Raw genomic sequence first — 23,553 nt, forward strand, 5'->3', positions numbered from 1 at the left:
CAACACGCTCGTCCGTGACTCCCGCGTGAGGGGCTGACCATGCGCATCGCTGTCGTCGGCGGAGGCCCGGGAGGGCTGTTCTTCGCCGCCCTGATCCGGCAGGCCGACCCGTCCGTCGAGGTGACCGTCTTCGAACGCAACCGTGCCGACGACGCGTTCGGCTTCGGCGTGGTGTTCTCCGACCGCACGCTCGCCGGCATCCACGACGCCGACCCGGTGCTCCGCGAGGCGCTGGACGCGCACGGCCGGCACTGGGAGGACATCGAGGTACGGCTCAAGGGCGAGCGCCTGCGCTGCGGCGGCAACGGCATGGCCGCGATCGTCCGCCGCACCCTGCTGGCGCTGCTCCAGGAGCGGGCCCGGGGCATGGGCGCGGACCTGCGGTTCGAGACCGAGGCGGACCTCGCCGACCTGGACGGCTACGACCTCGTGGTCGCCGCCGACGGCACCTCGTCACGGATCCGCGAAGCCCTCGCCGACCGTCTGGAGCCGGCCTTCGACACCGCGACGGCCAAGTTCATCTGGTTCGGCACGGACTACATGTTCGACGGGCTCACCTTCGTCCACGAGCGCGGCCCGCACGGCGTGTTCGCGGTGCACGGCTACCCGATCAGCGCCGACGTGAGCACCTTCATCGTGGAGACCGACGAGCCGACCTGGCGGGCGGCGGGCCTCGACGCCTTCGACGTCACCCGGCCACCCGGCCCGAGCGACCTGGCCACGAAGGCGTACCTGGAGGAACTGTTCGCCGACCAGATCGACGGACACCGACTCCTGACCAACAACTCCCGCTGGGGCAACTTCCGCACCCGCCGCACCCGCCACTGGTACGTCACCGACCCCCGCCCGGTCGCCCTCCTCGGCGACGCCGCGCACACCGCGCACTTCTCCGTCGGCTCCGGTACCAAGATGGCCATGGAGGACGCGATCGCCCTCTCCGCCGCCCTCACCAAGCACGCCGACGACCTCCCGGCCGCCCTCGCCGCGTACGAGGCCACCGCCCGGCCGTCGGTCGACGCGATCCAGAACGCGGCACGGCCGAGCCTCGGCTGGTGGGAGCACTTCGGCGCGTACCACGACGCCTTGGAACCCTGGCAGTTCGCCTACCACTTCCTCTCCCGCAGCATCACGGACGCCCGACTGGCCCGCCGCGCACCCGAGTTCGTGCACGCCACCCACGACGAGTGGGAGACGCGCCACGGTGCCGAGCCGCTGGAGACCCCGCTCGACCTGGGCCTGTGGCGGCTGCCCGGCCGGGTCGTGCAGGTCGCGCCCGACAGCGGTACGGCGGTCGGCGGGACCGGGGACCCGCTGCCGCTGCGGGACTTTGCGCCGGGCACCGCCGCCGAGCCCTGGGGCGCCCGCACCATGGCCCCCGACGACGAGTCCGGCCTCGCCGCCGCGTACGCCCGCCTGGCCGAACTCGCCGCGTCCGCCCCGCTGTTGATCGCCGTGTACGGCGGTACGCCGTACACCCGCGCCCTCCTCGCCGAACGGGCCCGGCTGCACCACGGTCTGCCCGCGCTGCTGATCGACGACACCCTGGACCGCGACCGCGCGGTCACCGCGGTCCTGTCGGGGCGCACGGACCTGGTCGGCGCCACCGCGGAGACCATCGCGGCGTGGGAGGTGGCGTCATGACGTACGGCACGCTCGACGCCCTGTTCACCCCCCGAGGTCTCGCTGTCATCGGCGCCTCCCGCGACCCGGCCAAACTGGGTGCCGCACTGGCCCGTTCGGTCACCACGTTCCCCGGACACGTGGCGCTGGTCAACGCCCGCGCCCCGGAGCCGGCCGCCGGTGTCCACGGGTCGGTCGAGGAGGCCGCCGCGCACGGCCCCGTGGACCTCGCGCTGGTCTGCCTCCCGGCCAGGGCCTGCGCGGACGCGGTGGAAGAGGCCGCGAAGGCCGGGGCGCGGGCCGCCGTCGTCTACGGCGGCGGTTTCGCCGAGGCCGGACCGGACGGCGAGCGGTACCAGCGGGAGCTGGCCGAGGCCGCCCTGCGCACCGGCATCCGGCTGCTGGGCCCGAACACCTCCGGCTTCCTCACGCCGGGCCTCACGACCAGCTTCGTGCCGGGCGCGGCCGACGTGCCCGCCGGCCGGATCGCCGTCGTGGCCGCCAGCGGAGGGGTGAACCACGCCCTGGCGTTCCTGCTCGCCGAGGCCGGGCACGGGGTGAGCCTCGCGGTCGGCCTGGGCAACAGCGTGGACATCACGACCGCCGATGTCCTCGACCACCTGGCCGACGACCCGCGCACCACCGCCGTGGCCCTGCACATCGAGTCGGTCGCCGACGGCCGCCGCCTCACCGACGCGGTCGCCCGTCTCACCGCCACCCGCCCGGTCGTCGCCCTCGTCGTCGGCCGCCACGACGTCGGCGCCTTCGCGGCCTCCCACACCGGCGCCCTCGCCACCTCCTGGCGCACCACCCGCGCCGCCCTCGCCCAGGCGGGCGCCGTCCTGGTGGACGACGAACGCTCACTGGTCGACGCGGTGGGCGCGTTGTCCGTCGTACGACTGCCCGCGGCCGCCGACCCAGGGGTGGGTGTGGTGACCGCCCAGGCCGGACCCGGCCTGCTCCTCCTCGACGACCTGCGCGGGCGCCGAGCCGCCGTACCCGAGCTGGCCGAGGACACCCGGCGCGCCCTGGCCGCCGTACTGCCCCCGCTGACCTACCAGGCCAACCCGGTCGACACGGGCCGCCCCGGCCCCGGCTTCGCCGCCGTACTGGACGCGGTGGCCGCCGACCCGGCCGTGGACCTGATCTCCGCGTACGCCCTGCACGAGCCCGGCGCCTTCGACCTGGTCGAGGCCGTGTCGGCGGCCCGCACGAGCGTGCCGATGCTGCTCGGAGTCGGCGGGGCGGGTGATGACGTACGACGTGTCCGCCGCGCCCTTCTGGAACGGGGCGTACCGGTGACCGGCGACCCGCACGGGCTCGCCGCGATGACCGGCGCGCTGCTCGCCGACGCGCGCGGTCGCGGCCGTACGACCGCGATCCCCGCCGCCGCGCCGCGGGTGGACGTCGGCTCCGGCCCCTGGGACGAGGACCGGGCCAAGACGCTCCTCGCCGCGCTCGGCGTGCCGACCATGCCCCGCCGCGCCTGCGCCGACCGCGTCGAGGCGCACCGGGCGCTGGCCGAACTGCCCGGCCCGGTGGCGGTCAAGCTGCTGGACGCGGCCGTGCTGCACAAGACGGAGATCGGCGGGGTACGGCTCGGCGTGTGGACACCGGAGGAACTGGACGCGGCGCTCGACGCGATCGAGGCTGCGGGAGCCTCGCGCTACTTGGTCGAGTCGATGGCCGGCCCTGGCGTGGACCTCGTGGTCGGCGCCCGCCGCGACCCGGTGTTCGGCCCGGTCGTCCTGGTCGGCCTCGGCGGCACCACCGCCGAAGCCCTGGCGGACGTCAGCATCCGGCTCGCCCCGCTGAGCGCGGCCGAGGCCGCCGCGATGCCCGCCGAGCTGGCCGGACACGCCCTGCTCGACGGCTGGCGCGGCGGGCCCGTACTGGACCGGGGCGCGCTCGGCGAGGTGGTGTCGGCCCTGGGCAACCTGCTCGCCGCCCACCGGGAACTCTCCGAGATCGAGATCAACCCGCTGCGGATCACCGCTCAGGGCCAGGTGGCGCTGGATGCTGTGTGTATCGCGGCTGAGACAGCCGAGCCGCTGCAAGAAGAGGTGATGAGTGATGGCCGCACCCATCAGTGAGGGAACGGTTCCCTGGCCGAAGGCCGACGCCGACCGCTACACGGTGGCCGGCTACTGGGCGGGCCGCCCGCTGGGGGATCTGCTGCGCGAGAGCGCCGACCGCACCCCGGACGAGACGGCGCTCGTCGACGGCGACCTCCGCCTCACCTACGCCGAACTGGCCGACCGCGCCGACGCGTTGGCGCTGCGGCTGCTCGGCCTCGGCCTCGCCCCCGGCGACCGGATCGTGGTCCAGCTCGCCAACGGCTGGGAGTTCACCGTCCTGACCTGGGCCTGCCTGCGCGCCGGGATCGTACCGGTGATGGCCCTGCCCGCCCACCGCCGCCTCGAACTCGCCCACCTCGCCGCCCACTCCGAGGCCGCCGCCATCGCCGTACCCGACCGGCTGCGCGACTTCGACCACCAGGCGCTCGCGCATGAGCTGGGCAAGGAGGTGCCCGGCCCGTGGCACGTCCTGGTCGCCGGGGACGGGATCGCCGCAGGCAGCGTGGACCTGCGTGCCCTGTGCGCGCCGGGCCCGGATCCGGCCGCCGACCGGTCCGGGTTGGACGCGTCCGCGCCCGACAGCCGGGACGTGGCCGTATTCCTCCTCTCCGGCGGTACGACCGGCCTGCCGAAGCTGATCGCCCGCACCCACGACGACTACGCGTACAACGCGCGGGCGAGCGCCGAGGTCAGCGCCCTTGACCAGGACTCCGTCTACCTGGTGAGCCTGCCCGCCGGCCACAACTTCCCGCTCGCCTGCCCCGGCATCCTGGGCACCCTGCTGGCCGGTGGCCGGGTGGTGATGCTGCCCAGCCCGGAGCCGGTGCGGGCCTTCGCCACGATCGAGGCCGAAGGAGTCACCCACACGGCTGTCGTCCCGGCCGTCGCCGGCCGCTGGCTGGAACACGCCGAGCGGCACGGGGCCGAGCAGCTGGACACCCTGCGCGTCCTCCAGGTCGGCGGCTCGCGGTTGGCCGACGAACTGGCCCGCCGGATCCGCCCCGTCCTCGGTACGACGCTCCAGCAGGTGTTCGGCATGGCGGAGGGCCTGCTGAACTACACCCGCCTCGACGACCCCGAGGAGATCATCTGCACCACGCAGGGCCGCCCCATGTGCCAGGACGACGAGGTCCGCCTGGTCGACGAACTCGATCAGGACGTCCCCGACGGCGAGGCCGGCTCCCTCCTCACCCGAGGCCCGTACACCCCCCGCGGCTACTACCGGGCCGCCGAGCACAACAGCCGGGCGTTCACAGCCGACGGCTGGTACCGCAGCGGCGACATCTGCCGCCGTACGCCGGAGGGCAACCTGGTCGTCGAGGGCCGCGACAAGGACATGATCAACAGGGGTGGGGAAAAGATCTCCGCGGAGGAGATCGAGAACCTCGTCTACGAGCTCACGGATGCCGGCCAGGTGGCAGTGGTGGCCATGCCCGATCCGATGCTGGGCGAACGGGTCTGCCTCTACGTGGTCCCCGCCCCGGGCCGCCCCGCCCCGACCCTGGACACGATCCGCGCCGGCATGGAGAAGGCCGGGGTGGCCCGCTTCAAGCTGCCCGAACACCTCGTGACGGTGGAGGAGTTGCCGTCCACGAAGGTAGGGAAGATCGACAAGAAGGCGTTGCGCGCGGACATCGCGGAGCGCATCGGGAGCGACAGGGCATGACCGACCGCCACGACCTGACCGTCACCCTGCCGTGGATGCGCGAGGGCACGGCCGTACTGGCACACGTGGCCGACGGCCTCACCGACGACGGCCTCGCCGACGCGAGCGCCCTCCCCGGTTGGACCCGCGCCCATGTCCTCGGCCACGTGGCACGCAACGCCGAGGCCCTCACCCGCCTGGCCACCTGGGCCCGCACGGGCGTCCCCACCCCGATGTACGCCGACCGCGAGCAACGTGCCACTGAGATCGAGTCCTCGGCGACACTCCCTCCCGAGGTTCTACGGGCCCAACTGAAGTCCACGGCCGCGGAACTGGAGGACGCGTTGGCGGCCCTCGACGCGACGACCTGGCAGGCCGAGGTCAGGAGCGCGCTGGGGCGCACGATCCCCGCCGCCGAGATCCCCTGGATGCGGGTACGCGAGGTATGGCTGCACGCGATCGACCTCGCGCCAGCGGCACCACCGGCACCATTGGTACCAACGGCACCACCGGCACCATTGGTACCAGCGGCACCACTGGCATCAGAAGCGATCTCCGCTTTCATCTTCGCTTTCGCGGACCTCCCCGCCGACCTGACCGACACCCTCCTCGACGACATCACGGCCACCCTCTCCAACCGCCCCGCATGCCCGGCGGTCCGTCTCGTCCCGACCGACCGCGCCCGCACCTGGGACATCGGCCCGACACCGCCCGAGCCCGCGCCCGTGATCCCCGTGCCTGTGGTCGAAGCCCCGGCGGCAGACCTACTGGCCTGGACAACGGGCCGCACACCCCACCCCACCGCCCCGGTGACCCTGCCACCCTGGCTGTGACGCACCAGCGCTCACCATCTCGCCGTTGCGTCCCGGTGCTCCAAGCGGTCAGCGCAGGGGCTCGTAGCCGAGTTGTTTCACCCGGCGCAGGGTCAGCACGGACTCGACGGCCTGGACGCCTTCGAGCCGTCCGATGCGCTCGCTCAGGTACGTGTACAGCTCGCCGCTGGTGCGGTGCAGGCTCACGGCGACCATGTTGGCCTTGCCGGTGATGGCGGCGGCGAAGCGCACCTCGCGGTGGGCGGCCACGGCGGTGCCGACGTCGGTCAGGGCGGCCGGGGCCACGGTGAGCCAGAGGAAGGCCTCGACGAAGTGGCCGAGGGGCTCGGGGTCGTGCTCGACGTCGAAGTAGAGCACTCCGGTGGAGCGCAGGTTGTCCAGGCGGCGCTTGACCACGGCCTCGGACTGGCCGGTGGCCGACTGGAGTTCGGTGAGGGTGGCCCGCCCGTCCTGACGCAGAACGGCGAGCAGCGCCTCGTCCTCGGCATCGAGGGACACGGGGGCGGCGGACGCCGCGGCGCGCGGAGGACGCAGGGCCGCCTCTTCGGCCGGATCGAGCGCGTCGATCTTGTTGAGCCAGCCCAGGACGCCGCCGTAGAAGTGGTGCAGTACGCAGTGGGCGCTGACGGACATGACGCGAGGTGTGCGCGGCAGGCGGTCGTAGAGCAGCTCGTCGCGGTCCTGTCGGCTGCGGGGCCGCATGGCGCACATCACCTCGGTGCCGCCGGAGGTGAGGTTGACGTACGACGTGTCCGGGCGGCGGGCGAGGGCGGTGGCCAGGTGCTCGGCCACGTCCGGGGTGCAGCTCAGCCGGACGACCCAGCTGCTGCGGCCGAGCCGGCCGTCGTCCGCCATACCGCGCACCCGCAGGCGTGCGGTGGTGCGCAGCCGCCGGTAGCGCCGTGCCACGGTCTGGTCGGAGACGCCGAGCACGTCGGCGATCCGGCTGAACGGCGCCCGGCCGTCGATCTGCAACGCCTGGAGCAACTTCAGGTCGAGTTCGTCGAGCTGGGTGGACTCCACCTGGTTCCTCCTGCCGACGGCGGGCGTTGGTCCTGCGCCGCGCCCACCGTCATTGTCCTGGTCGGCTTGTCCTGGTCGCGCCTTGTCCTGGTCAGCCCGCTCGGTGGCCGGCTTCGAGGTGGGTCGGTTCCGCCGCCTCACGCTGCGGGGTGCCGTCGGGGCGGTGATGGGCGTGGTGCCCCGGCCCCGATCCCGGCCCGGCGACCGGCGTCGTGCTCCGCCGCGGGCCGCGCAGCAGGACGGCTGCGACGGCGGCGGCGAGCAGGGTCAGCGTCGCGGACACCACCAGGCACAGCTGGAGGCCGTCGAGGAAGGCCTGGGACAAGGCACCGAGGGCGCGTCCCTGGGCCGCTCCCAGTTCCATCCGGGCGACCGCGCCGAGGCCGCCCGCGTCCACGGCCGAGGTGATGCGCTGTTGCTGTGCTCCCGTCAGGCCGGCGTCGGCGAGGTGGCCGGGCAGGGCGTTCACGGCCCGGGTGGTCAGCAGGGCGCCGAGGACCGCCGGACCGAGAGCGCCGCCGACCTGGCGGAAGGCGTTGTTCCCGGCTGCCGCCATGCCGGCGAGGTGGTGTGGCACGGAGGCGACCGCGGTGGCGGTCATCGGGGTGATGACGACACCGAGGCCGAGGCCCAGCAGGGCGAGCCGCCAGGTCACGGAGCCGAACGACGTGTCCACGTCAAGGGTGGTCAGGGACAGCAGCGCGCCCGCGGTGACGAGGAGTCCGCCGGTGATCAGGATCCGTGCGGACACCCGGTGCATCATCTGCCCCACGACCGGCCCCGCCAACAGGGACATCAGCGTGACCATCAGCAGCCGGGAGGCCGCCTCCAGCGTGCTGAGCTGCTGCACCATGCCGAAGTAGAGGCTGAGGACGAAGAAGAAACCGATCAGGCCGAGGAAGCTGATCATGGCGACGAGGGAGGTGGCGCTGAACGCGGGGCTGCGGAAGAGCGACAGGTCGAGCATGGGGCTGTCGCCGCGCCGTTCCACCAGGACGAAGCCGACGGCTCCGATCGCGGCGATCGCCAGGGCCAGCACCACCTTGCCCTCGGAGAAGGAATGGGCGCCTCCTTCGATGACCCCGTACACGAGCGCGGTGATCGTGACCGCCGCGGTGATCTGGCCGGGCCAGTCGAGGCGGCGGGTGCCGGCGGCGCGGGAGTCCGTCAGCAGCCGTGCGGTGAGCGCCATGACGATGACGGCCACGGGGATGGGCAGCAGGTAGATCCAGCGCCAGGCGGCCTGGTCGAGGATCACTCCGGCGATCAGTGGACCGACGGCCAGAGCCGACATCAGCGAGGTCGCCCACAGGCCGATGAACCTGCCCCGCTCACGGGGGTCCGGGACGGCGTGGCTGATCAGCGCCAGGGTGGTGGGCAGCAGGGCGGCCGCCCCGAGGCCGGAGAACGCCTGACCGGCCCAGACGACCTCGATGGAGTCCGCGGACAGCGCGATGCCGGCTCCGACGGTGCAGAAGGCGAGGCCCGCCTGGAAGACCTTCTTGCGGCCGTGGACGTCGCCGAAGACGCCGGCGGTCAGGATGAGGGCGGCCATGGGCAGCACGAAGGCGTCGGTCACCCACGAGAGTTGGGAGGTCGACGCGTGCAGGGCCCGCTGGATGGCGGGCAGGCTCACCGAGACGGTGGAGACCGGCAGATAGGCGACGAACACTCCGAGGCAGGCCATGACGAGCGTGACCGCTCGCCGGTCTGCCGACGGTGTCGCCGGTGGCGTGACATTCACGGAGGACTCTCCCTTGCGCTGCGGGGCGCCGCGATGTGATGGCTGGGCGCGGTCACCTTCCGCCGCGGGCCGGGCCGGGATCCAGCCACCGAGGGGGTTTCCCGGAAAACCGACATCGGGAGGGGGGATTACGGGGGATTTCCCACTCAGGGGGAGGGCAGGGGGTCGACAACGAAGGTCCCCAGACCGACCTCGCCCCGTGTCCAGCCCTCTTCCCTCATGTGACGCATGGCCTTGGCCGCCGTCGCGTTCACCACTGCGAGCCCTTGACGGCCGTCCGACCCCACGGACCCGCGGCCCGTGTCCTCCGGCTCGTATCGCAAGCTGCGCCTCGAGGCGGACGTCAACGACCCGTGCAGTGGACGTCAATGGGCCGTGCAGTGGACGTCAGCGGGCCGTGCAGTGGACGTCCACGGGCCGTGAACACGCGCCCGGTTCCATGGTCACGCGGCCGGTTCCCTCGATCAGCCGGCGTCCGCGCCGTTTCCGTACGGTGCGGCGCATCCTCGCACCCGTGAGCACCGGGCCTCCAACCACCGTGTGAACATCAGCAGGGGAAATACGATGACGCGTTCCCACCTGTCTCCCGGCGGGAGTTCGCAGGCCCCCGGGCGCCTGCCGGGCTTCCCCCCGTCCGGCGGCGACGATCGGCCGGCCGGCGATGTCAGGTTCAGAAACTTCGTCACACTCACTGCTCGGGAAATCGAGAGCAGTGCTCAGACTCTGAGTGGCGATGAGTTGGCGCCCTTATCGCACCTGACGGCAGTCTCTGTTCCGAGATCTGCCAATCCTGACGGGTTCCGTTTCGACGCTCAAGGTCACGTGATCGACGGTCTGCTGTATGCCCGGATTTACTGCGGCGCAATGAATGGGGTGTCCTGCGGCAGTGCGGCCGATGATCCGATCGTGGCCGATGTGGTCAAGGCGGGCTGGATCTCATTTGTCGGTGAAGGGGGAGAATATACTGTCAAGCCGGGCCAGATGTTCATTCGCGACACCAAACTGTCATGGGAGTTTTCTTGCTCCGCCTCCTTTTCGGCGCACGTCATATCCGTACCCAGACACCTGGTGGTCCCGCGCGTCAGTTCGATAAGAGTGCTTGATCGCGCGTACGTGGCAGATGCCGGTATGCCGGAAGTCACGTTTCTCCTGAACTTCATTGAGATGATTGACGAGAGTGCCGATCACCTAGGCGTCTCGAAATCCATACGAATCACCCTTCGGGATACTTTCGCCGCGCTCGTCTCGGGAATCATGTCCGATTGTTGGGACATGGAGTCGGATACTCGCGCGAGTATGACTGTTGAGGCTGCGAGAAATGTCATCGAGCGTCATCTGGACAGCCGTGATCTCTCACCTCGGATGGTCGCTCAGCGTATTGGTGTCTCACTCCGGACACTGCACCGATCATTTTCGGTGTCAGGTGAATCGATGATGACATTCGCGCGTAGGCGGCGTCTCCAACAAGCTCACGACGAACTAGTGGGAACCGAAACACCAAAAGATATTTCCGCGTTGGCTGCGCGCTGGCATTTTTCGGATTCGAGTCACTTTATTCGGCATTTCAAGGCCTACTACGGGTCAACCCCCGGGGCATATCTGAGGAACAGAAGAACTGGCGACTCCTGATCTGCTCGACGAGGGTCCGGCGCAACCCTCGTCGAGGAGGTCGCCGTAGGCGGCGAGTTTCGCTGTCAGCAGGCGCGAGAAACCCTGTCGTTGAGATCGACGGTTCCGCTCGTGGCCGGAGCCGGTGCCACCCGCAGGTCGGCGACCGACCCGCCGCCGCTGACAACCGAATAGATTCCGGCGGTTTCGGCATGCTGGTTCAGAATCAACGCGCTGTCCGTGTTGTTCTTGACCGAGGAAGCCTGGTTGTCCGCCGGAGTTCCGTCCGAGAACTTCTTGCCCGCCAGGTCATTTACGCACGACGTCTTGACGCCGTTACTCAACGTGATCTTGGGAACCACGTACATCGGCCCCGAGAAGTTGATGTCCTTGTAGAGGCAAACCTCATCTGACGGGCAGGATGTGGCGGCACTGGCCGTCGGCCCCATTACCCCTGCACTTGCCAGAGCCAAGGCTATTGCCGGAATCACTACAGCTGCTCGCATCTTGTTCAGGATCCTCATCTCTTTGTTTTGCAGCAGAGAATTTGCCCCACCGGTTGCATGCCGCATTATCCACTACTTCCACCTTGGGGTACTAGAACATCCATGCCCGTCGATGGTACGACCGTGCCAACCTGGACACGGCCTGGCCTGCGCGGCGCCACCGGTGGCGCGCGTATGCCACGGCATGGCGTGGTTGTTCAATACTTTCCTGCCCTCATTTGATGCAATGATCAATGTAAACGCCAGGAAGGGAGAACAGCCATGCTGAAGCCCTATTGGTAGAAGAACCAGCAAGGAAGAAGGCCGGCGCATGCCCGTACCCATCGGCGCGGGCATGCGCCGGTCCGCCTTCCGGGCTGTGCATCGTCATTGTCCCGTCCATCGACCGGCCGATGGGCGCACCAGTGCATTCCGGCATTCCTCCCGTCAGGCCTCCTGAGGGCGCAAATTGAAGAATCGAGGGTAACGCCGTGCATGGCAAACCCACCCCACGGTCCCTTTTCTCTTCGACTGAGTTCCGCGCCACCTGGCTGGCCGAACTGGTTTCGTTCTTCGGGGACCAGTTGGCCCGGGTCGCGCTGGCAATCCTGGTGTTCGACCGCACGGACTCCGCGGCCCTGACCGGCCTCACCTATGCGCTTACCTACGTGCCGAGCGTTGTCGGGGCGCTTACGCTTTCCCACCTGGCGGACCGGCGGCCCCGCCGCAGTGTCCTGATGACGGTGGACATCTGTCGGGCCGTCGCCGCCGGGGCCATGGTGATTCCAGATGTTCCGCTCGGCGTTCTTTGCCTGCTCGTGTCGGTCATGTCGTTTCTGGGTGGACCGTACAGGGCGGCCCATCTTGCCCTGCTGCGCGAGATTCTCAGCGCCGAGCAGTATCCGATCGGCATGTCTGTCCGGCAGATCACCATGCAGGCGGCTCAGATCTTCGGCTTCGCCTTCGGCGGTGTGGTGTCCTCGGTTTTCACTCCGCGGGCGTGTCTCGCTTTTGACGCCACCACCTTCGTCGCGTCGTTCGGGCTCTACTGGTGCTTCGTCAAGTCGCGCCCGGCTGCCGGGACACCGGAGGGAACAGGATCCGTCGCAGCCGGTCTGACCGTCCTGTGGGCCGAGCCTCGCCGACGGGCGATCTTCCTGAGCACAGCACTCGGGTTCTTCTACATCGCCCCCGAGGCGGTGGCCGCGCCCTACGTCAGCGCCCTCGGCCTCGGATCGGTCTGGGTGGGCGTCCTGCTGGCCAGCACGGGTGTGGGCGCGGTGGCCGGCCTGTGGGCGTTCCACCGGTTCGTGCCGGCCCACCGCTACGCGGACCACCTACCACTGCTGTGCTTCACCACCGGCCTTCCGCTTGTCGCCGTCACGATCCAGGGCGGCGGGATCTACCTGCCCATGGTGTCCTTCGCCGTCAGCAACGCGCTGTGGTGCATCCAGGTGGTGGTCTCCGTCTCCACGCTGGTCGAACTGCTGCCGGACGACCGTCGTGCCCAGGGCATGGGCGTGGCGTCGGCCATGAACCTCACCGCCCAGGGTGTCGGCACCGGAGGCGCCGGACTGCTCGCACAGTGGCAGAGCCCGGTCTTCGCCCTGTCCTTCATGGGAGCCGCATCGGCGGTGGCCGCGCTGTGGCCCGGTCTGCTGTGGCTCCGGTCGACCCGGAAGGTGGCGGCCCTGCCCGCGCCCGACAGTGCGTGAACGCGGGTGCGCGCCACGTCTGCCTGCTGTCGCCGGGTGCAGCCGGACGTGGCCACGAAGAGGCCGAGGAGTTCAGCCTCCCGGGGCCGCTCGGTGACGGCTTCGGGAGGGACACGCGGTCGGGCCGTACGGCTGTGCGACGAAGATGTCGACCGAGGGGCGCATCTCGACAATGCCGTGGACGCCCGCGAGCAGCATCGCGCGCTCACCGGTGAGGTCGGACAGGTACTCCGACTTCAGGGTGGTCTGGAACGCGAAGGGGGCGCCCAGCCCAGGGCGGCATGCGAGCGCAGCCCGCAGGGAGAGCCGGTCTGCGAAGAGACTCGGCGTCGGCGTGGCCGAGCCGCTCAAAGATGTCCAGCCCCTCCGCCCAGGCCGCGCGGGCCGCGTCCGGGTCGCCGGTGCTCAGGAGGAGGACTCTCTCCCCTGCGCTGCGGGGCGCCGCGATGCGATGGCTGGGCGCGGTCACCTTCCGCCGCGGGCCGGTCCGGGATCCAGCCACCGAGGGGGTTCCCGGAAAACCGGCCGTGAGCTGGTCGCGGAGGTCTGCGTCGGGTAGCCGGGGCCCAGCAAGTTGGAGCCTGTGGATCACCCGTGATGCGGTTTGCGCCAGGCTGCGCAGCGCCGGCGGGAGGGCGAGGTTGTCAGGGGGATGGCGGCAGGGGGTCGACAACGAAGGTCCCCAGACCGACCTCGCCCCGCGTCCAGCCCTCTTCCCTCACGTGACGCATGGCCTTGGCCGCCGTCGCGTTCACCACGCCGAACTCCTGGGCGATCTCCAGGGTGGACGGCACGCGGGTTCCTGGGGGGTACGTGCCGTCCTGGATACGCCGGATGATCTCCGCTGCGATCTGCCGCCACAGCGGACGTGTGCGGTCAAGCTCCATATCTTCAGCGTGGGTGACCATGGGTTTCCGCGCATCCGTAGTTATCTACGGTTATTCACGGCTAAGCTGAGCCCCAAACATAAAACGGCCCCGGCTGGAAGCGGCTACTTCCTCACCGGAGCCTGAGCCGCAGCGCGAGCGGCGCCGAGCTGCCGTCCTCGCGACCCTCGGCGCTCTGAAGGCCGCCGCCGGCCTCGCCACGGTTGTCGGTGCGGTACTCGAGGGCGGCAGGTCGTCGGACGCCGAGCTCGCCGCCTTCGTACCGGCGCTGCACGCCGCGCTCGAGGAATGCGTCGGCATCATGGCGGCGGACAGGGAGTGACGGCAACCCCAGGTACTCCGCCCCACCGGTGCGGGGTCAGTGCGTGGCGAGGATTTCCAGGTAGTGACGGTTCTGCATGATGCCGAGGATGTTGCCGAAGGGGTCCACGACCGAGGCGCCGAGGTACCCCTCGCCGAACTGGCGAAGGGGCTCGTGGGGGTTGGCGCCCAGGGTGAGGAGGCGGGTCAGGGTCGCTTCGGCGTCGTCCACGTGCCAGTACGTCACCGCGCCTCCCGTCGTGTCCGGGTGCGCGCCCAGATCCGTCACGAACTTGCTGTCCAGCAGGCCGAGTTCGTGCTGGTAGTCGCCGATGCGGAACTCGGCGTAGCCGGGGCGTTCGAAGTACGGCTCGATGCCGAGGAGTTCGGTGTACCAGCGTTTGGCCGCCTCGAGGTCGGCGGCGTGGAAGCGGACGGTGGTGAGGCCTCGCAGCATGGGAGCTCCTTGGGAGGGTGAGGGAAGCCGGTCCTCCGGGCGGTCCGGCTTCCCCGGCTTCGCCTCCGACCGTAAGGAGCATCTAGGACGGATACCGGCCTAGATCACCGGCTTAGTTCCACGGGCCCACGTCCACCGCTTCGATCCACGGCCCGGCTCCATGCGGCGTCACGACAGCGGTACGCGCGTGAACCGGGCCGCCACCCGCAGGTCCGCCTCGACGAGCGCCGCGGTCGCCGTCAGCTCGGGCACCAGGTCCCGTACGCACTCCTCGGCCGTCCGCCGTGCCGTGTGCGTCGCGACCCCGACCGCCGCGACCACCCGTCCCGTCCGGTCCCGCACGGGCACCGCGACCGACCGCAGCCCCTGCTCCAACTCCTCGTCGACGAAGGCGAACCCGCCCTCGTGGTCGCCCGTCAGCACCCGCCCCGCCGCCGTCAGCCGGGCCGGCCGCCGTCCGCCCACGGTCACGTCCACGCTCGTCAGATGGTGCGCGGCCACCCCGGCCGTGTACTGGATCTCGTCGCCCCCGTCGGTGAGGACCGCGAGCGCCGTCGACTCGTGGACCCGTTCCGCGAGCGCCGCGAGATGCGGGGTGGCGATGCGGGGGAGCGTCGTACGGGACAGGGGCGGGAAGCCGAGGGAGAGGACGCGCGGGGTGAGCGCGAAGGTGCGTTCGGGGCCGCCGGGCGCCACCAGCCCCAGGTGCTCGTAGGTGATCAGGGCCCGGCGGGCGGTGGCCCTGGCCAGTCCGGTCGCCTTGGCGATCTCCGTCAGGGTGAGTTCGGCCCTGCCCTCCCCGAACACGGTGAGGACGGTCAGCCCGCGCGCCAGGGACTCGATGAACTCCCGGCCCAGCTCCTGCTTGGAGGCGCCCGTCCACAGGGCGAGCCCGGCGGGCGGCGGCCCCGGATCCGTCGCGGGCGCCCGCCGCAGGTCCTCCTCCATCGCCGCGACCGCCGTCCGCAGCCGGGGCAGCAGGGTGTCGCGCAGACCGGCGGCCGTGTGCCGGCTGGTGTGGCTGACGACGTTCGCGACGCACGCGACCCGCCCCGTCCCCGGCGCCCGTACCGGCACCGACACCGCCACCAGGCCCGGCTCGATCAGCTGGTCGTCGAGGGACCAGCCCTCCTCGGCCGCCCGCTCGGCCCGCCGTACGAAGTCCTCGTCGGGTGCCCGGTGCGGGGCGGCCGGTACGGCGGTGAAGGACCGGTCCTCGGGGTCCGCCGACCGGCGCTCGCGCCAGCGCTCCCACTCGGCGTCCGTCCACTCGGCCGCGAACAGGGGGCCGGGCGCGGTGCGTTCGGCGGGCAGCAGATCGCCGATGCGGAAGCTCAGGGACATCGCGCGGCGGCGGGTGGCCTGGTGGATGAAGCGGATGCCGTCCCGGTCGGCGACGGCCAGCGACACCGACTCGTCGAGCTCGTCGGCGAGGGCGTCCGCCCGCGCGCCCAGCAGCGCGGGCAGCCTGAGCGCGGCCAGACAGGCGTTGCCCAGTGCCATGACACCGGGGGTGAGGATCACGTTCCGGCCCTCCAGCCGGGCGTACCCCATGCGCACCAGCGTCGCGACGACCCGGTCCACCGTCGAGCGGGCGAGGCCCGTGGCCCGTTCCAGCTCGCTCAGCCGTATCGCCCCGCCCGCCCCGGTCAGCTCCCGCAGCACGGCCACCCCGCGCATCAGCGGTACGACGGCCTCCGCGGGAGCGGCCGTCTCGGGGCCGGGGCCGGGACCGGGGCCGGGGCTGGTGGTCGTGTGCGCGGGCATCGGTTCTCCGGTACGGCGGTCTGGGCAGCCCTACCGTAATGCGGCTCTACGACGCCGGGCACAGGCTCTCACCGACGGGTGACCCGCACCCGGTAGTCGCCCTTCAGGTTCGCGCCCGTCACCGAGATCCGGATGCCCCGCCCGGTGTCGGTGAAGGACTCGCCGGGGGCATAGGGCGCGTCGGAGAGCTCCGCGTGGACGTTCGGGCTGCGGGTGCAGCCGCCGCTGTCCTCGGCGGAGTCGTACACCGTCACCGGCCCCATGCCGGTGTCGATCCCCGCGTCCACCTTGTAGACGAGCACCCCCGGCCGGCACACCGTCTCGTCGTTGCCGCCGCGGGTGCGCAGCTCGACGGCGTAACCGGTGCGCGTGTCGACGGGCACGAACACCAGTTTCGGGCCCCCGGCCCGCCACAGCGGCGTCAGCCGGTACTCGGCCGACCCGCGCACCGCCGAGCAGGCCACCTGGCTCGCGTCCAGCCAGCCCAGTTTCCACTTGTGCCAGCCGAGCAGGTCGTTGTTGGCCCCCCAGTCCTCGCTCATGATGTCCCAGTGTCCGACCGCGCCCCCGCCGTCCTGGGTGTAGAGGTCGGGCAGCCCGAAGACATGCCCGTTCTCGTGCGGCAGGACGCGGTAGCCGGTGCGGCCGTAGGAGCCGGAGCCGTCGTCCTGGCGGGAGTAGACGAAGGACGCGTTGGCGACGGCCACCCCGTCGGCGACCGGCGCCTCGGTGTTCCCGGCGAACGTCACCGACAGCACGGTGTCCAGCGCGGAGGGGCCCGCGTTCGGGGTCGCCAGCACGTTCAGCAGGTCGTACGAGCGGAAGTCCACGCTCGGATCGGCGGCGGCCACGATGTCCTGGACGAGCCGGCGGTAGCCGGGGTCGAAGGGTGCGCCGCGCTCTATGCCGTACGCCCGGAACGACTTCGGCATCCGCAGCCAGTGCCGGATCGGGGTCTCGGAGCGGTAGTCGAGGCGGCCGTAGGAGGCGGTGCGGAACCATCGCTCGGTCTGCGGGAAGAACTCGTGGTACCGGCCGAGCGCGGTGCCCTTGCCCGGCGCGTCGGGGAAGTCGACCATCAGGGTGAGGGCACGGACGGTGCCGGTGGAGCGGACGTATCCGCCGGGTGTGGGGACGCCCTCGGACATCTGGACGGACGATCCGCCCCTGATCATGCAGGGGGCGAGGGAGGCCGAACGGCTCAGCGGGATCGGGCCCGCCCCCGCCTTGGTCGGCCCGAGGCCGGGGGAGAGGTGCCCGGTGCCGGCCGAGGTGGAGACCGCGAGGGTCAGCGCGGTCACGGAGGCGAGGGCGGCGACGCGGCGCGGGCGTATCCGTCGGCGGAGGGGTTCCGGGGCGGTGCGCACGGGCTGCGGCTGCATGCGGTGCCTTTCGCTCCGGGCAGCCTCCCGTCACCGGCTGCACCCTTTCGATCACCCTGTGCCGCGAGGGGAGCGGACGCGCGCTGGGAACGACCGATCGTGTGCATGTGAACCAGATCACACAAAGAAACTTCCGGGAGCGGGAAATAACCGGGGACCCCTTCCCCGTTTAGTCAGGTGTCCGAGCGAAACGGGGACAGCTTCCCCGGATCGCCCCGCCCCAGCTTCGAGGAGTACGCCGTGCAGACCGCGACCCCTGTCGGGCGCAAGGCCCCCCGGCCCCGTGCCGACGCCCTGCGTAACCGGGAGCGGATCGTCACCGCCGCCCGCGAGATGCTCACCGAGTTCGGCCCCGATGTGCCGCTCGACGACATCGCCCGCCGGGCCGGCGTCGGCAACGCCACGGTGTACCGCAACTTCCCCGACCGCGACGCCCTCGTCCGTGAGGTCGTCTGCTCGGTCCTGGACCGCACGGTCCTGGCCGGCCAGGACGCCCTCGCCGAGACCGGGGACGCGTTCGCGGCACTGGAGCGCTTCGTGCACGCCTCCGCCGACGAGCGGATCAGCGCGCTGTGCCCGATGGTCTCCAGCACCTTCGACCAGCACCACCCCGACCTGGAAGCCGCCCGCGAACGCGTCGAGCGGATCATCGAGGAGGTCATGGACCGCGCCAAGGCGGCCGGGCGGCTACGGTCCGACGTCGGCGTGGGCGACATCATGATCGTGGTGGCCCAGCTCAGCCGGCCCCCGGCCGGCACGGGCCTCCTGAAGTCCGACCGCTTCGTCCACCGCCACCTCCAGCTGTTCCTGGACGGACTGCGGGCCCCGGCCCCCTCCGTCCTGCCGGGCACCGCCGTGACCATGGAGGACCTGCGCCAGGCCTGATCCGACCAGTCATCAGCCGGTAGTCAGCCAGTTATCGGCCAGTTAATCAGCCAGTAGTTCAGCGGCCGTCGCCGTCGCCGTCGACGGGCCGCCCACTTACCTCACCTTTTTTCCGTTTCTTTCCGTTTCTTTCCGTCACGAAGTCCCGAAGTGGGTACCCCCATGTCTGAAACAGCCGTCAAGGCTCCCGGCGTCCCCGACGCCAACCGCTGGAAGGCACTGGCCTTCATCGCCATAGCCCAGCTGATGGTCGTCCTCGACGCCACCATCGTGAACATCGCGATGCCCTCCGCCCAGCAGGACCTGGGCATCTCCGACGGCAACCGGCAGTGGATCGTCACCGCCTACGCCCTCGCCTTCGGCGGTCTGCTGCTCTTCGGCGGGCGCATCGCCGACCTGTGGGGCCGCAAGCGCGCCTTCGTCACCGGTCTCGCCGGCTTCGCCGCGGCCTCCGCGCTCGGCGGCGCCGCCACCAACGAGGCCATGATGTTCGGCGCCCGCGCGCTCCAGGGCGCCTTCGGCGCACTCCTCGCGCCCGCCGCGCTCTCCCTGCTCGCCGTGATGTTCACCGACGCCAAGGAGCGCGCCAAGGCCTTCGGCATCTATGGCGCGATCGCCGGCGGTGGCGGCGCCGTGGGTCTGATCCTGGGCGGGTTCCTCACCGAGTACCTCGACTGGCGCTGGACGTTCTTCGTCAACATCCCGTTCGCGATCGTCGCGGCGGCCGGCGCGTACTTCGTCATCCGTGAGCCCGAGGGCGGCCGCAACCGCTCCTCTCTCGACATCCCGGGCGTCATCCTGTCCACCCTCGGCCTGGTCTCGCTGGTCTACGGCTTCACCCGCGCCGAGTCCGACGGCTGGAGCGACTCCCTGACCGTCGGCATGTTCGTCGCCTCCGGCGTCCTGCTGCTCGCCTTCGTGATCGTCGAGTCGAAGGTCAAGGCCCCGCTGCTGCCGCTGCGCGTGATCACCGAGCGCAACCGCGGCGGTGTCTACCTCTCCCTCGGCCTCGCGATCATCGCGATGTTCGGCCTGTTCCTGTTCCTCACCTACTACCTCCAGGTCGTCAAGGGCTACTCCCCGGTCAAGACCGGCTTCGCGTTCCTGCCGATGATCGTGGGCATGATCACCGGTTCCACCCAGATCGGCACCCGCCTGATGACCCGGGTCGCCCCGCGCCTGCTGATGGGCCCCGGCTTCCTGGTCGCCGCGCTCGGCATGCTGCTGCTGACCCGCATGGAGATCGGTTCCTCGTACGCGGCCGTCCTGCTGCCGGCGATGCTGCTGCTCGGCCTCGGCATGGGTACGGCGTTCATGCCCGCCATGTCCCTGGCCACGTACGGCATCGAGCCGCGGGACGCCGGTGTCGCCTCCGCGATGGTGAACACCTCGCAGCAGGTGGGCGGCGCGATCGGCACCGCCCTGCTGAACACGATCGCCGCGTCCGCGACGACGTCGTACATCAAGGACCACATCGCGGGCGCCGCCTCCAAGCCCCAGCAGCAGCTGGTCCAGCTGGAGGGCATGGTGCACGGCTACACCAGCGCCATCTGGTTCGCCGTGGGCATCCTGGTCGCCGCCGCCGCGATCGCCCTGACCCTCGTCAACGCGGGCAAGCCGGAACTGGGCCAGGCGACGGGCGCGAACGCGGAGGACGCGGAGGACGCGGTCCAGATCCCGGTGGTGGCCCACTGACGTGAGGGACGCGCCCCTGAAGGGGGCAGCGCCCCTGAGGGGCGCGGGGCTGTATCGATGTGCGGCTCCGCCGCGTGGGCGCGACAAGCCCCGACGCAGCCGCACCCGAACAACTGCGCTAACCACCGCTAACCAGCGCTTCCCGGCGGAGCGCTAACGCAACCAGGGAAGGTCGGCCCCGACCTCGTCCGGCTGAAGCCCCTCGGCGATGATCAGCATGATCTCGCCGAGGGCCTTCTGCTGCTCCACGCTGAGCCGGTCGAACACCGCGTTGCGCACCGCCGTGACATGCCCCGGCGCCGCCCGCCGCAGCACGTCCAGCCCCTCCTCGGTCAGCACGGCGAACTGCCCGCGCTTGTCGGAGGCACAGTCCTCACGCCGTACCCAGCCGCTCTTCTCCAGCCGCGCGATCGCGTGCGAGAGCCTCGAGCGGGTGATCTTCGCGTGCATCGCGAGCTCGGTCATCCGCAGCCGGCGCTGGGGAGACTCGGCCAGTTTGACGAGAAGGCCGTAGTAGATGTGGGGCATCCCCGCGTCCCGCTGGAGCTGCCGGTCCATGTGGTCCTCGAGGAGCATGCTCGCGTGGACGTAGGAGCGCCAGACGATCTGTTCTTCGTCGGTGAGCCATCGGGGCTCTTCAGCGGGTGTGGATGCCTTCTTCATGGGTTCCACTGTAAGGGCACGCTCCTTGAATTTTAAACCAATCGGGAATATGCTGTTGGATGTTGACGTTTTAGATTTCAAGCAACGGTTCCGAGGGGAGCCGCCCGGAAACCGGAGGTCGTCGTCGTCATGTCCGCCGCCACTCAGGAACGCATGCCCGCGCTGTATCTCAGTCATGGCGCTCCGCCGCTCGCGGACGACCCGATCTGGCCGGGCGAACTCGCCGCATGGTCCGCCGGCCTCCCCCGCCCCAAGGCGATCCTCATGGTCTCCGCCCACTGGGAAGAGGCCCCCCTCGCCCTCGGCGCCGTCGACCCGGTGCCCCTCGTCTACGACTTCTGGGGCTTCCCCGAGCATTACTACCAGGTGAAGTACGACGCCCCCGGCGCACCGGAGCTCGCCGAGAGCGTGCGCAAGCTGCTGCGCGCCCCCGGGATCCCCGTCCAGGACATCCCCGACCGAGGCCTCGATCACGGCGCGTACGTTCCCCTCGTCGAGATGTTCCCGGCCGCCGACATCCCCGTCCTCCAGGTGTCCATGCCGACCCTCGACCCCGTCCGGCTCATGGAGATCGGCCGCAAGCTCGCCCCCTTGCGCGACGAGGGCGTCCTGATCGTCGGCTCCGGCTTCTTCACCCACAACCTCGCCGCGCTCCGCCAGGGCGGCATCCCCTCCTGGTCGGTGGAGTTCGACGACTGGGGCAGGCGCGCCATGGAGGCCCGTGACTGGGACTCCCTGCTGGACTTCCTCCACAAGGCCCCGGCCGGCCGCTACGCCCACCCCCGCACCGAGCACTTCGCCCCGCTCTTCGTCACCATGGGCGCCGCCGAGGTCTCCGGCGAACTGGACGCGCAGAAGTCGGTGATCGACGGGTTCTGGATGGGGCTGGCGAAGAGGTCGGTGCAGTTCGGCTAGGACAAGGCCCTGAGCGTCCCGCGCGGGCGGGGGGCGTGCTACAGCTCCTTCTCGTACCAGGCGACGTCCCAGTAGCGGCCGAACTTGCGGCCCACCTCCCGGTAGGTGCCGACGTACCGGAAACCGAAGCGTTCATGCAGCCGCGTGGACGCTTCGTTCGGCTGTGCGATCCCGGCGTACGCCCGGTGCAGGTCCTCGCCCGCCAGTGCCTCGAAGAGCGCCTTGTAGAGGAGCGTGCCGATGCCGCGCCCGCCCGCGTCGGGGCGCAGGTAGACCGAGACCTCCACGGAGGTCCCGTACGCCGGCTTCACCCGGTAGGGGCTGGATGTGGCGTACCCCAGAATCTCCTGTGAGTCCGCGTCAACGGCAACCTTCAGCAGGTACGGGCCGTCTTCAAGGTGGGAGAGCAGCCAAGGGCGGCGCTCTTCCGGAGTGAAGACCGCGGTATCGAATGTGATGGGCGTCTCACGAACGTAGTGGTTGTAGAGGCTGGTGAGGGCTTCGAGGTCTCCCTCGATTCCGGGCCTGACCTGCACCTCTGCGTACTCCGACGGCATCGCTTCTCCCCGTGTGGCCCCTCGGTGGCCGGACAGGGTACTGCATGATCAGAAAATTCGGGGTGCGGGTTGGGAATTCTGTCCTGATTCCAGTCGTTGTTTCCATCGGATGCAGGGCACACGAGCAGAGTCCCGAGCGAGTCCCGGGACCACTGAGCGAGTGCCCGGTGTCCAAGGACCACCCGCTGACCCACCATCGCAAGGGAGCACGCATGGCAACCCGTGCCGTCGCCCGTCGTCAGTCCGCCAGTGGCGGGACCGACGCGGCAAGCAGTGTTCGCGCCCATGGCGGCGAGATCGCCGACCGCGACCTGGTCGGCATGTACCTCGACGAGATCGCGCGTACACCGCTGCTCGACGCCGCCAAGGAAGTCGAGCTGTCCCAGATCATCGAGGCGGGTGTGTTCGCGCAACAGGTCCTCGACGGGTACGAGGAGTCCCGGGCGGACGCCACCCGCGAGGAGTTCCAGGCCCTGGTCGCCGAGAGCGACCGCGCCAAGGACGTGTTCATCCGCTCCAACCTCCGACTGGTCGTCGCCGTCGCCCGCCGCTACCCGCGCAGCGGTCTCCCCCTCCTCGACCTGATCCAGGAGGGCAACGCCGGCCTGGTCCGCGCGGTCGAGAAGTTCGACTACCGCAAGGGCTTCAAGTTCTCGACGTACGCCACCTGGTGGATCCGCCAGGCCATCACCCGCTCGATAGCCGACCAGTCGCGCACGATCCGCCTGCCCGTCCACCTCGTGGAGGAGCTCGGCCGGATCCGTCGCGTCCAGCGCGAGTTCAACCGGGAGCACGGCCGCGAGCCCGAGCCCCAGGAGATCGCCGAGGAGCTCGGCTCCACCCCCGAGCGCGTCACGGACGTCCTGGACTGGGCCCGCGACCCGGTGTCCCTGAACATGTCGGTGGACGACGAGGGCGAGACCCAGTTCGGCGACCTCCTGGAGGACACCTCGGCGGTGTCGCCCGAGCAGTCGGTCCTCACGCTGCTGCGCAGCGAGGAACTCGACGGCCTGATCGACCGCCTCGAACCGCGCACCGCCTCCATCATCAAGATGCGGTACGGCATCGAGGACGGCCGCGAGCGCACCCTCACCGAGGTCGGCAAGGAGCACGGCCTGACCCGCGAACGCATTCGCCAGATCGAGAAGCACGCCCTGCTGGAACTGAAGAAGCTGGCCCGGGACACCGGGTTCGAGGCGGCGGCCTAGGGCGTGTTTCGAAAGTAGCGTCGTCCGCCCGTAGGGCGGGCCCGGCGGCGTCTGGTGCGTGCGATCGCAAGGCGGAGGGTCGCCCC

General features: G+C 70.6%; 21 protein-coding genes. 10 read left to right on the forward strand and 11 right to left on the reverse strand.

Features of this window, described 5'->3' with window-relative positions; all coding sequences use genetic code 11:
- Positions 1-39 precede the first annotated feature (39 nt).
- Genes ACLZN2_RS26145 through ACLZN2_RS26160 form a run of 4 tightly spaced genes read left to right on the forward strand, consistent with a single transcriptional unit; the run spans position 40 to position 6,176 of the window.
- Complete coding sequence (locus tag ACLZN2_RS26145; protein WP_416981498.1) at positions 40-1,641, forward strand: FAD-dependent monooxygenase; 1,602 nt, start codon at positions 40-42, stop codon at positions 1,639-1,641.
- Positions 1,638-3,713 (forward strand): acetate--CoA ligase family protein, encoded by a 2,076-nt coding sequence (locus ACLZN2_RS26150; protein ID WP_416981500.1) that lies wholly within the window; start codon positions 1,638-1,640, stop codon positions 3,711-3,713. Before ACLZN2_RS26145 ends, ACLZN2_RS26150 begins: the two co-directional genes overlap by 4 nt.
- A complete protein-coding gene (locus tag ACLZN2_RS26155; protein WP_416981502.1) occupies positions 3,694-5,364 on the forward strand; it encodes a (2,3-dihydroxybenzoyl)adenylate synthase in 1,671 nt (556 codons plus the stop codon). The genes ACLZN2_RS26150 and ACLZN2_RS26155 overlap by 20 nt, the downstream gene beginning before the upstream one ends.
- Positions 5,361-6,176 (forward strand): maleylpyruvate isomerase family mycothiol-dependent enzyme, encoded by an 816-nt coding sequence (locus tag ACLZN2_RS26160; protein ID WP_416981503.1) that lies wholly within the window; start codon positions 5,361-5,363, stop codon positions 6,174-6,176. Before ACLZN2_RS26155 ends, ACLZN2_RS26160 begins: the two co-directional genes overlap by 4 nt.
- 48 nt (positions 6,177-6,224) lie before the next feature.
- On the opposite strand, the gene ACLZN2_RS26165 is transcribed toward ACLZN2_RS26160, so the two are convergent.
- Positions 6,225-7,199 (reverse strand): Lrp/AsnC family transcriptional regulator, encoded by a 975-nt coding sequence (locus ACLZN2_RS26165; protein ID WP_416981504.1) that lies wholly within the window; start codon positions 7,197-7,199, stop codon positions 6,225-6,227.
- Between the two features lie 91 nt (positions 7,200-7,290).
- Positions 7,291-8,943, reverse strand: coding sequence for an MFS transporter (locus tag ACLZN2_RS26170; RefSeq protein ID WP_416981505.1), 1,653 nt, complete (start codon positions 8,941-8,943; stop codon positions 7,291-7,293).
- 540 nt (positions 8,944-9,483) lie between these two features.
- Between ACLZN2_RS26170 and ACLZN2_RS26175 the strand changes: the two genes are divergently transcribed.
- Entirely contained in the window at positions 9,484-10,572 is a 1,089-nt protein-coding gene (locus ACLZN2_RS26175; protein WP_416981506.1) for a helix-turn-helix transcriptional regulator, read from the forward strand.
- Between the two features lie 65 nt (positions 10,573-10,637).
- On the opposite strand, the gene ACLZN2_RS26180 is transcribed toward ACLZN2_RS26175, so the two are convergent.
- Positions 10,638-11,075, reverse strand: a complete 438-nt coding sequence (locus tag ACLZN2_RS26180) for a peptidase inhibitor family I36 protein (protein ID WP_352348600.1) — start codon at positions 11,073-11,075, stop codon at positions 10,638-10,640.
- 452 nt (positions 11,076-11,527) lie between these two features.
- Between ACLZN2_RS26180 and ACLZN2_RS26185 the strand changes: the two genes are divergently transcribed.
- Complete coding sequence (locus ACLZN2_RS26185) at positions 11,528-12,751, forward strand: MFS transporter (RefSeq protein ID WP_416981507.1); 1,224 nt, start codon at positions 11,528-11,530, stop codon at positions 12,749-12,751.
- Positions 12,752-12,823: 72 nt separating this feature from the next.
- On the opposite strand, the gene ACLZN2_RS26190 is transcribed toward ACLZN2_RS26185, so the two are convergent.
- From ACLZN2_RS26190 to ACLZN2_RS26215, 6 genes are all read right to left on the reverse strand, one after another.
- On the reverse strand, positions 12,824-13,102 hold the full coding sequence (locus ACLZN2_RS26190; protein WP_416981509.1) for a hypothetical protein: 279 nt from the start codon (positions 13,100-13,102) through the stop codon (positions 12,824-12,826).
- Positions 13,103-13,395: 293 nt separating this feature from the next.
- Positions 13,396-13,638: a GntR family transcriptional regulator gene (locus ACLZN2_RS26195; RefSeq protein WP_416981510.1), complete on the reverse strand. Its 243-nt coding sequence runs from the start codon at positions 13,636-13,638 to the stop codon at positions 13,396-13,398.
- 112 nt (positions 13,639-13,750) lie between these two features.
- Complete coding sequence (locus ACLZN2_RS26200; RefSeq protein WP_416981512.1) at positions 13,751-13,966, reverse strand: hypothetical protein; 216 nt, start codon at positions 13,964-13,966, stop codon at positions 13,751-13,753.
- Between the two features lie 30 nt (positions 13,967-13,996).
- The gene (locus tag ACLZN2_RS26205; protein ID WP_416981513.1) at positions 13,997-14,395 is read right to left on the reverse strand and encodes a VOC family protein; all 399 of its coding nucleotides are present in this window, start codon (positions 14,393-14,395) and stop codon (positions 13,997-13,999) included.
- Between the two features lie 168 nt (positions 14,396-14,563).
- Positions 14,564-16,162, reverse strand: a complete 1,599-nt coding sequence (locus tag ACLZN2_RS26210; RefSeq protein WP_416981514.1) for a helix-turn-helix domain-containing protein — start codon at positions 16,160-16,162, stop codon at positions 14,564-14,566.
- Positions 16,163-16,230: 68 nt separating this feature from the next.
- A complete protein-coding gene (locus tag ACLZN2_RS26215) occupies positions 16,231-17,544 on the reverse strand; it encodes a M6 family metalloprotease domain-containing protein (protein WP_416981515.1) in 1,314 nt (437 codons plus the stop codon).
- Between the two features lie 240 nt (positions 17,545-17,784).
- Between ACLZN2_RS26215 and ACLZN2_RS26220 the strand changes: the two genes are divergently transcribed.
- Both ACLZN2_RS26220 and ACLZN2_RS26225 read left to right on the forward strand, forming a co-directional pair.
- Positions 17,785-18,429 carry a TetR/AcrR family transcriptional regulator gene (locus ACLZN2_RS26220; RefSeq protein WP_416981524.1) on the forward strand — a complete coding sequence of 215 codons (645 nt, stop codon included), beginning with the start codon at positions 17,785-17,787 and terminating at the stop codon, positions 18,427-18,429.
- A 162-nt stretch (positions 18,430-18,591) separates the two neighbouring features.
- Positions 18,592-20,124 (forward strand): MFS transporter, encoded by a 1,533-nt coding sequence (locus ACLZN2_RS26225; RefSeq protein ID WP_416981517.1) that lies wholly within the window; start codon positions 18,592-18,594, stop codon positions 20,122-20,124.
- A gap of 153 nt (positions 20,125-20,277) precedes the next feature.
- Here ACLZN2_RS26225 and ACLZN2_RS26230 read toward each other — a convergent pair whose 3' ends face one another.
- Positions 20,278-20,787: a MarR family winged helix-turn-helix transcriptional regulator gene (locus ACLZN2_RS26230; RefSeq protein WP_416981518.1), complete on the reverse strand. Its 510-nt coding sequence runs from the start codon at positions 20,785-20,787 to the stop codon at positions 20,278-20,280.
- Between the two features lie 129 nt (positions 20,788-20,916).
- Here ACLZN2_RS26230 and ACLZN2_RS26235 point away from each other — a divergent pair, with 129 nt between their 5' ends.
- Positions 20,917-21,702, forward strand: coding sequence for a dioxygenase (locus ACLZN2_RS26235; RefSeq protein WP_416981519.1), 786 nt, complete (start codon positions 20,917-20,919; stop codon positions 21,700-21,702).
- Positions 21,703-21,740: 38 nt separating this feature from the next.
- Here the strand turns inward: ACLZN2_RS26235 and ACLZN2_RS26240 are convergent, their stop codons facing one another.
- Positions 21,741-22,259 (reverse strand): GNAT family N-acetyltransferase, encoded by a 519-nt coding sequence (locus ACLZN2_RS26240; RefSeq protein WP_416981520.1) that lies wholly within the window; start codon positions 22,257-22,259, stop codon positions 21,741-21,743.
- A gap of 212 nt (positions 22,260-22,471) precedes the next feature.
- Between ACLZN2_RS26240 and ACLZN2_RS26245 the strand changes: the two genes are divergently transcribed.
- Positions 22,472-23,467, forward strand: a complete 996-nt coding sequence (locus tag ACLZN2_RS26245; protein ID WP_416981521.1) for a sigma-70 family RNA polymerase sigma factor — start codon at positions 22,472-22,474, stop codon at positions 23,465-23,467.
- Positions 23,468-23,553: the final 86 nt, after the last annotated feature.

This window comes from Streptomyces sp. T028, from assembly GCF_048159505.1.
In the GTDB taxonomy this organism is placed as follows: domain Bacteria; phylum Actinomycetota; class Actinomycetes; order Streptomycetales; family Streptomycetaceae; genus Streptomyces.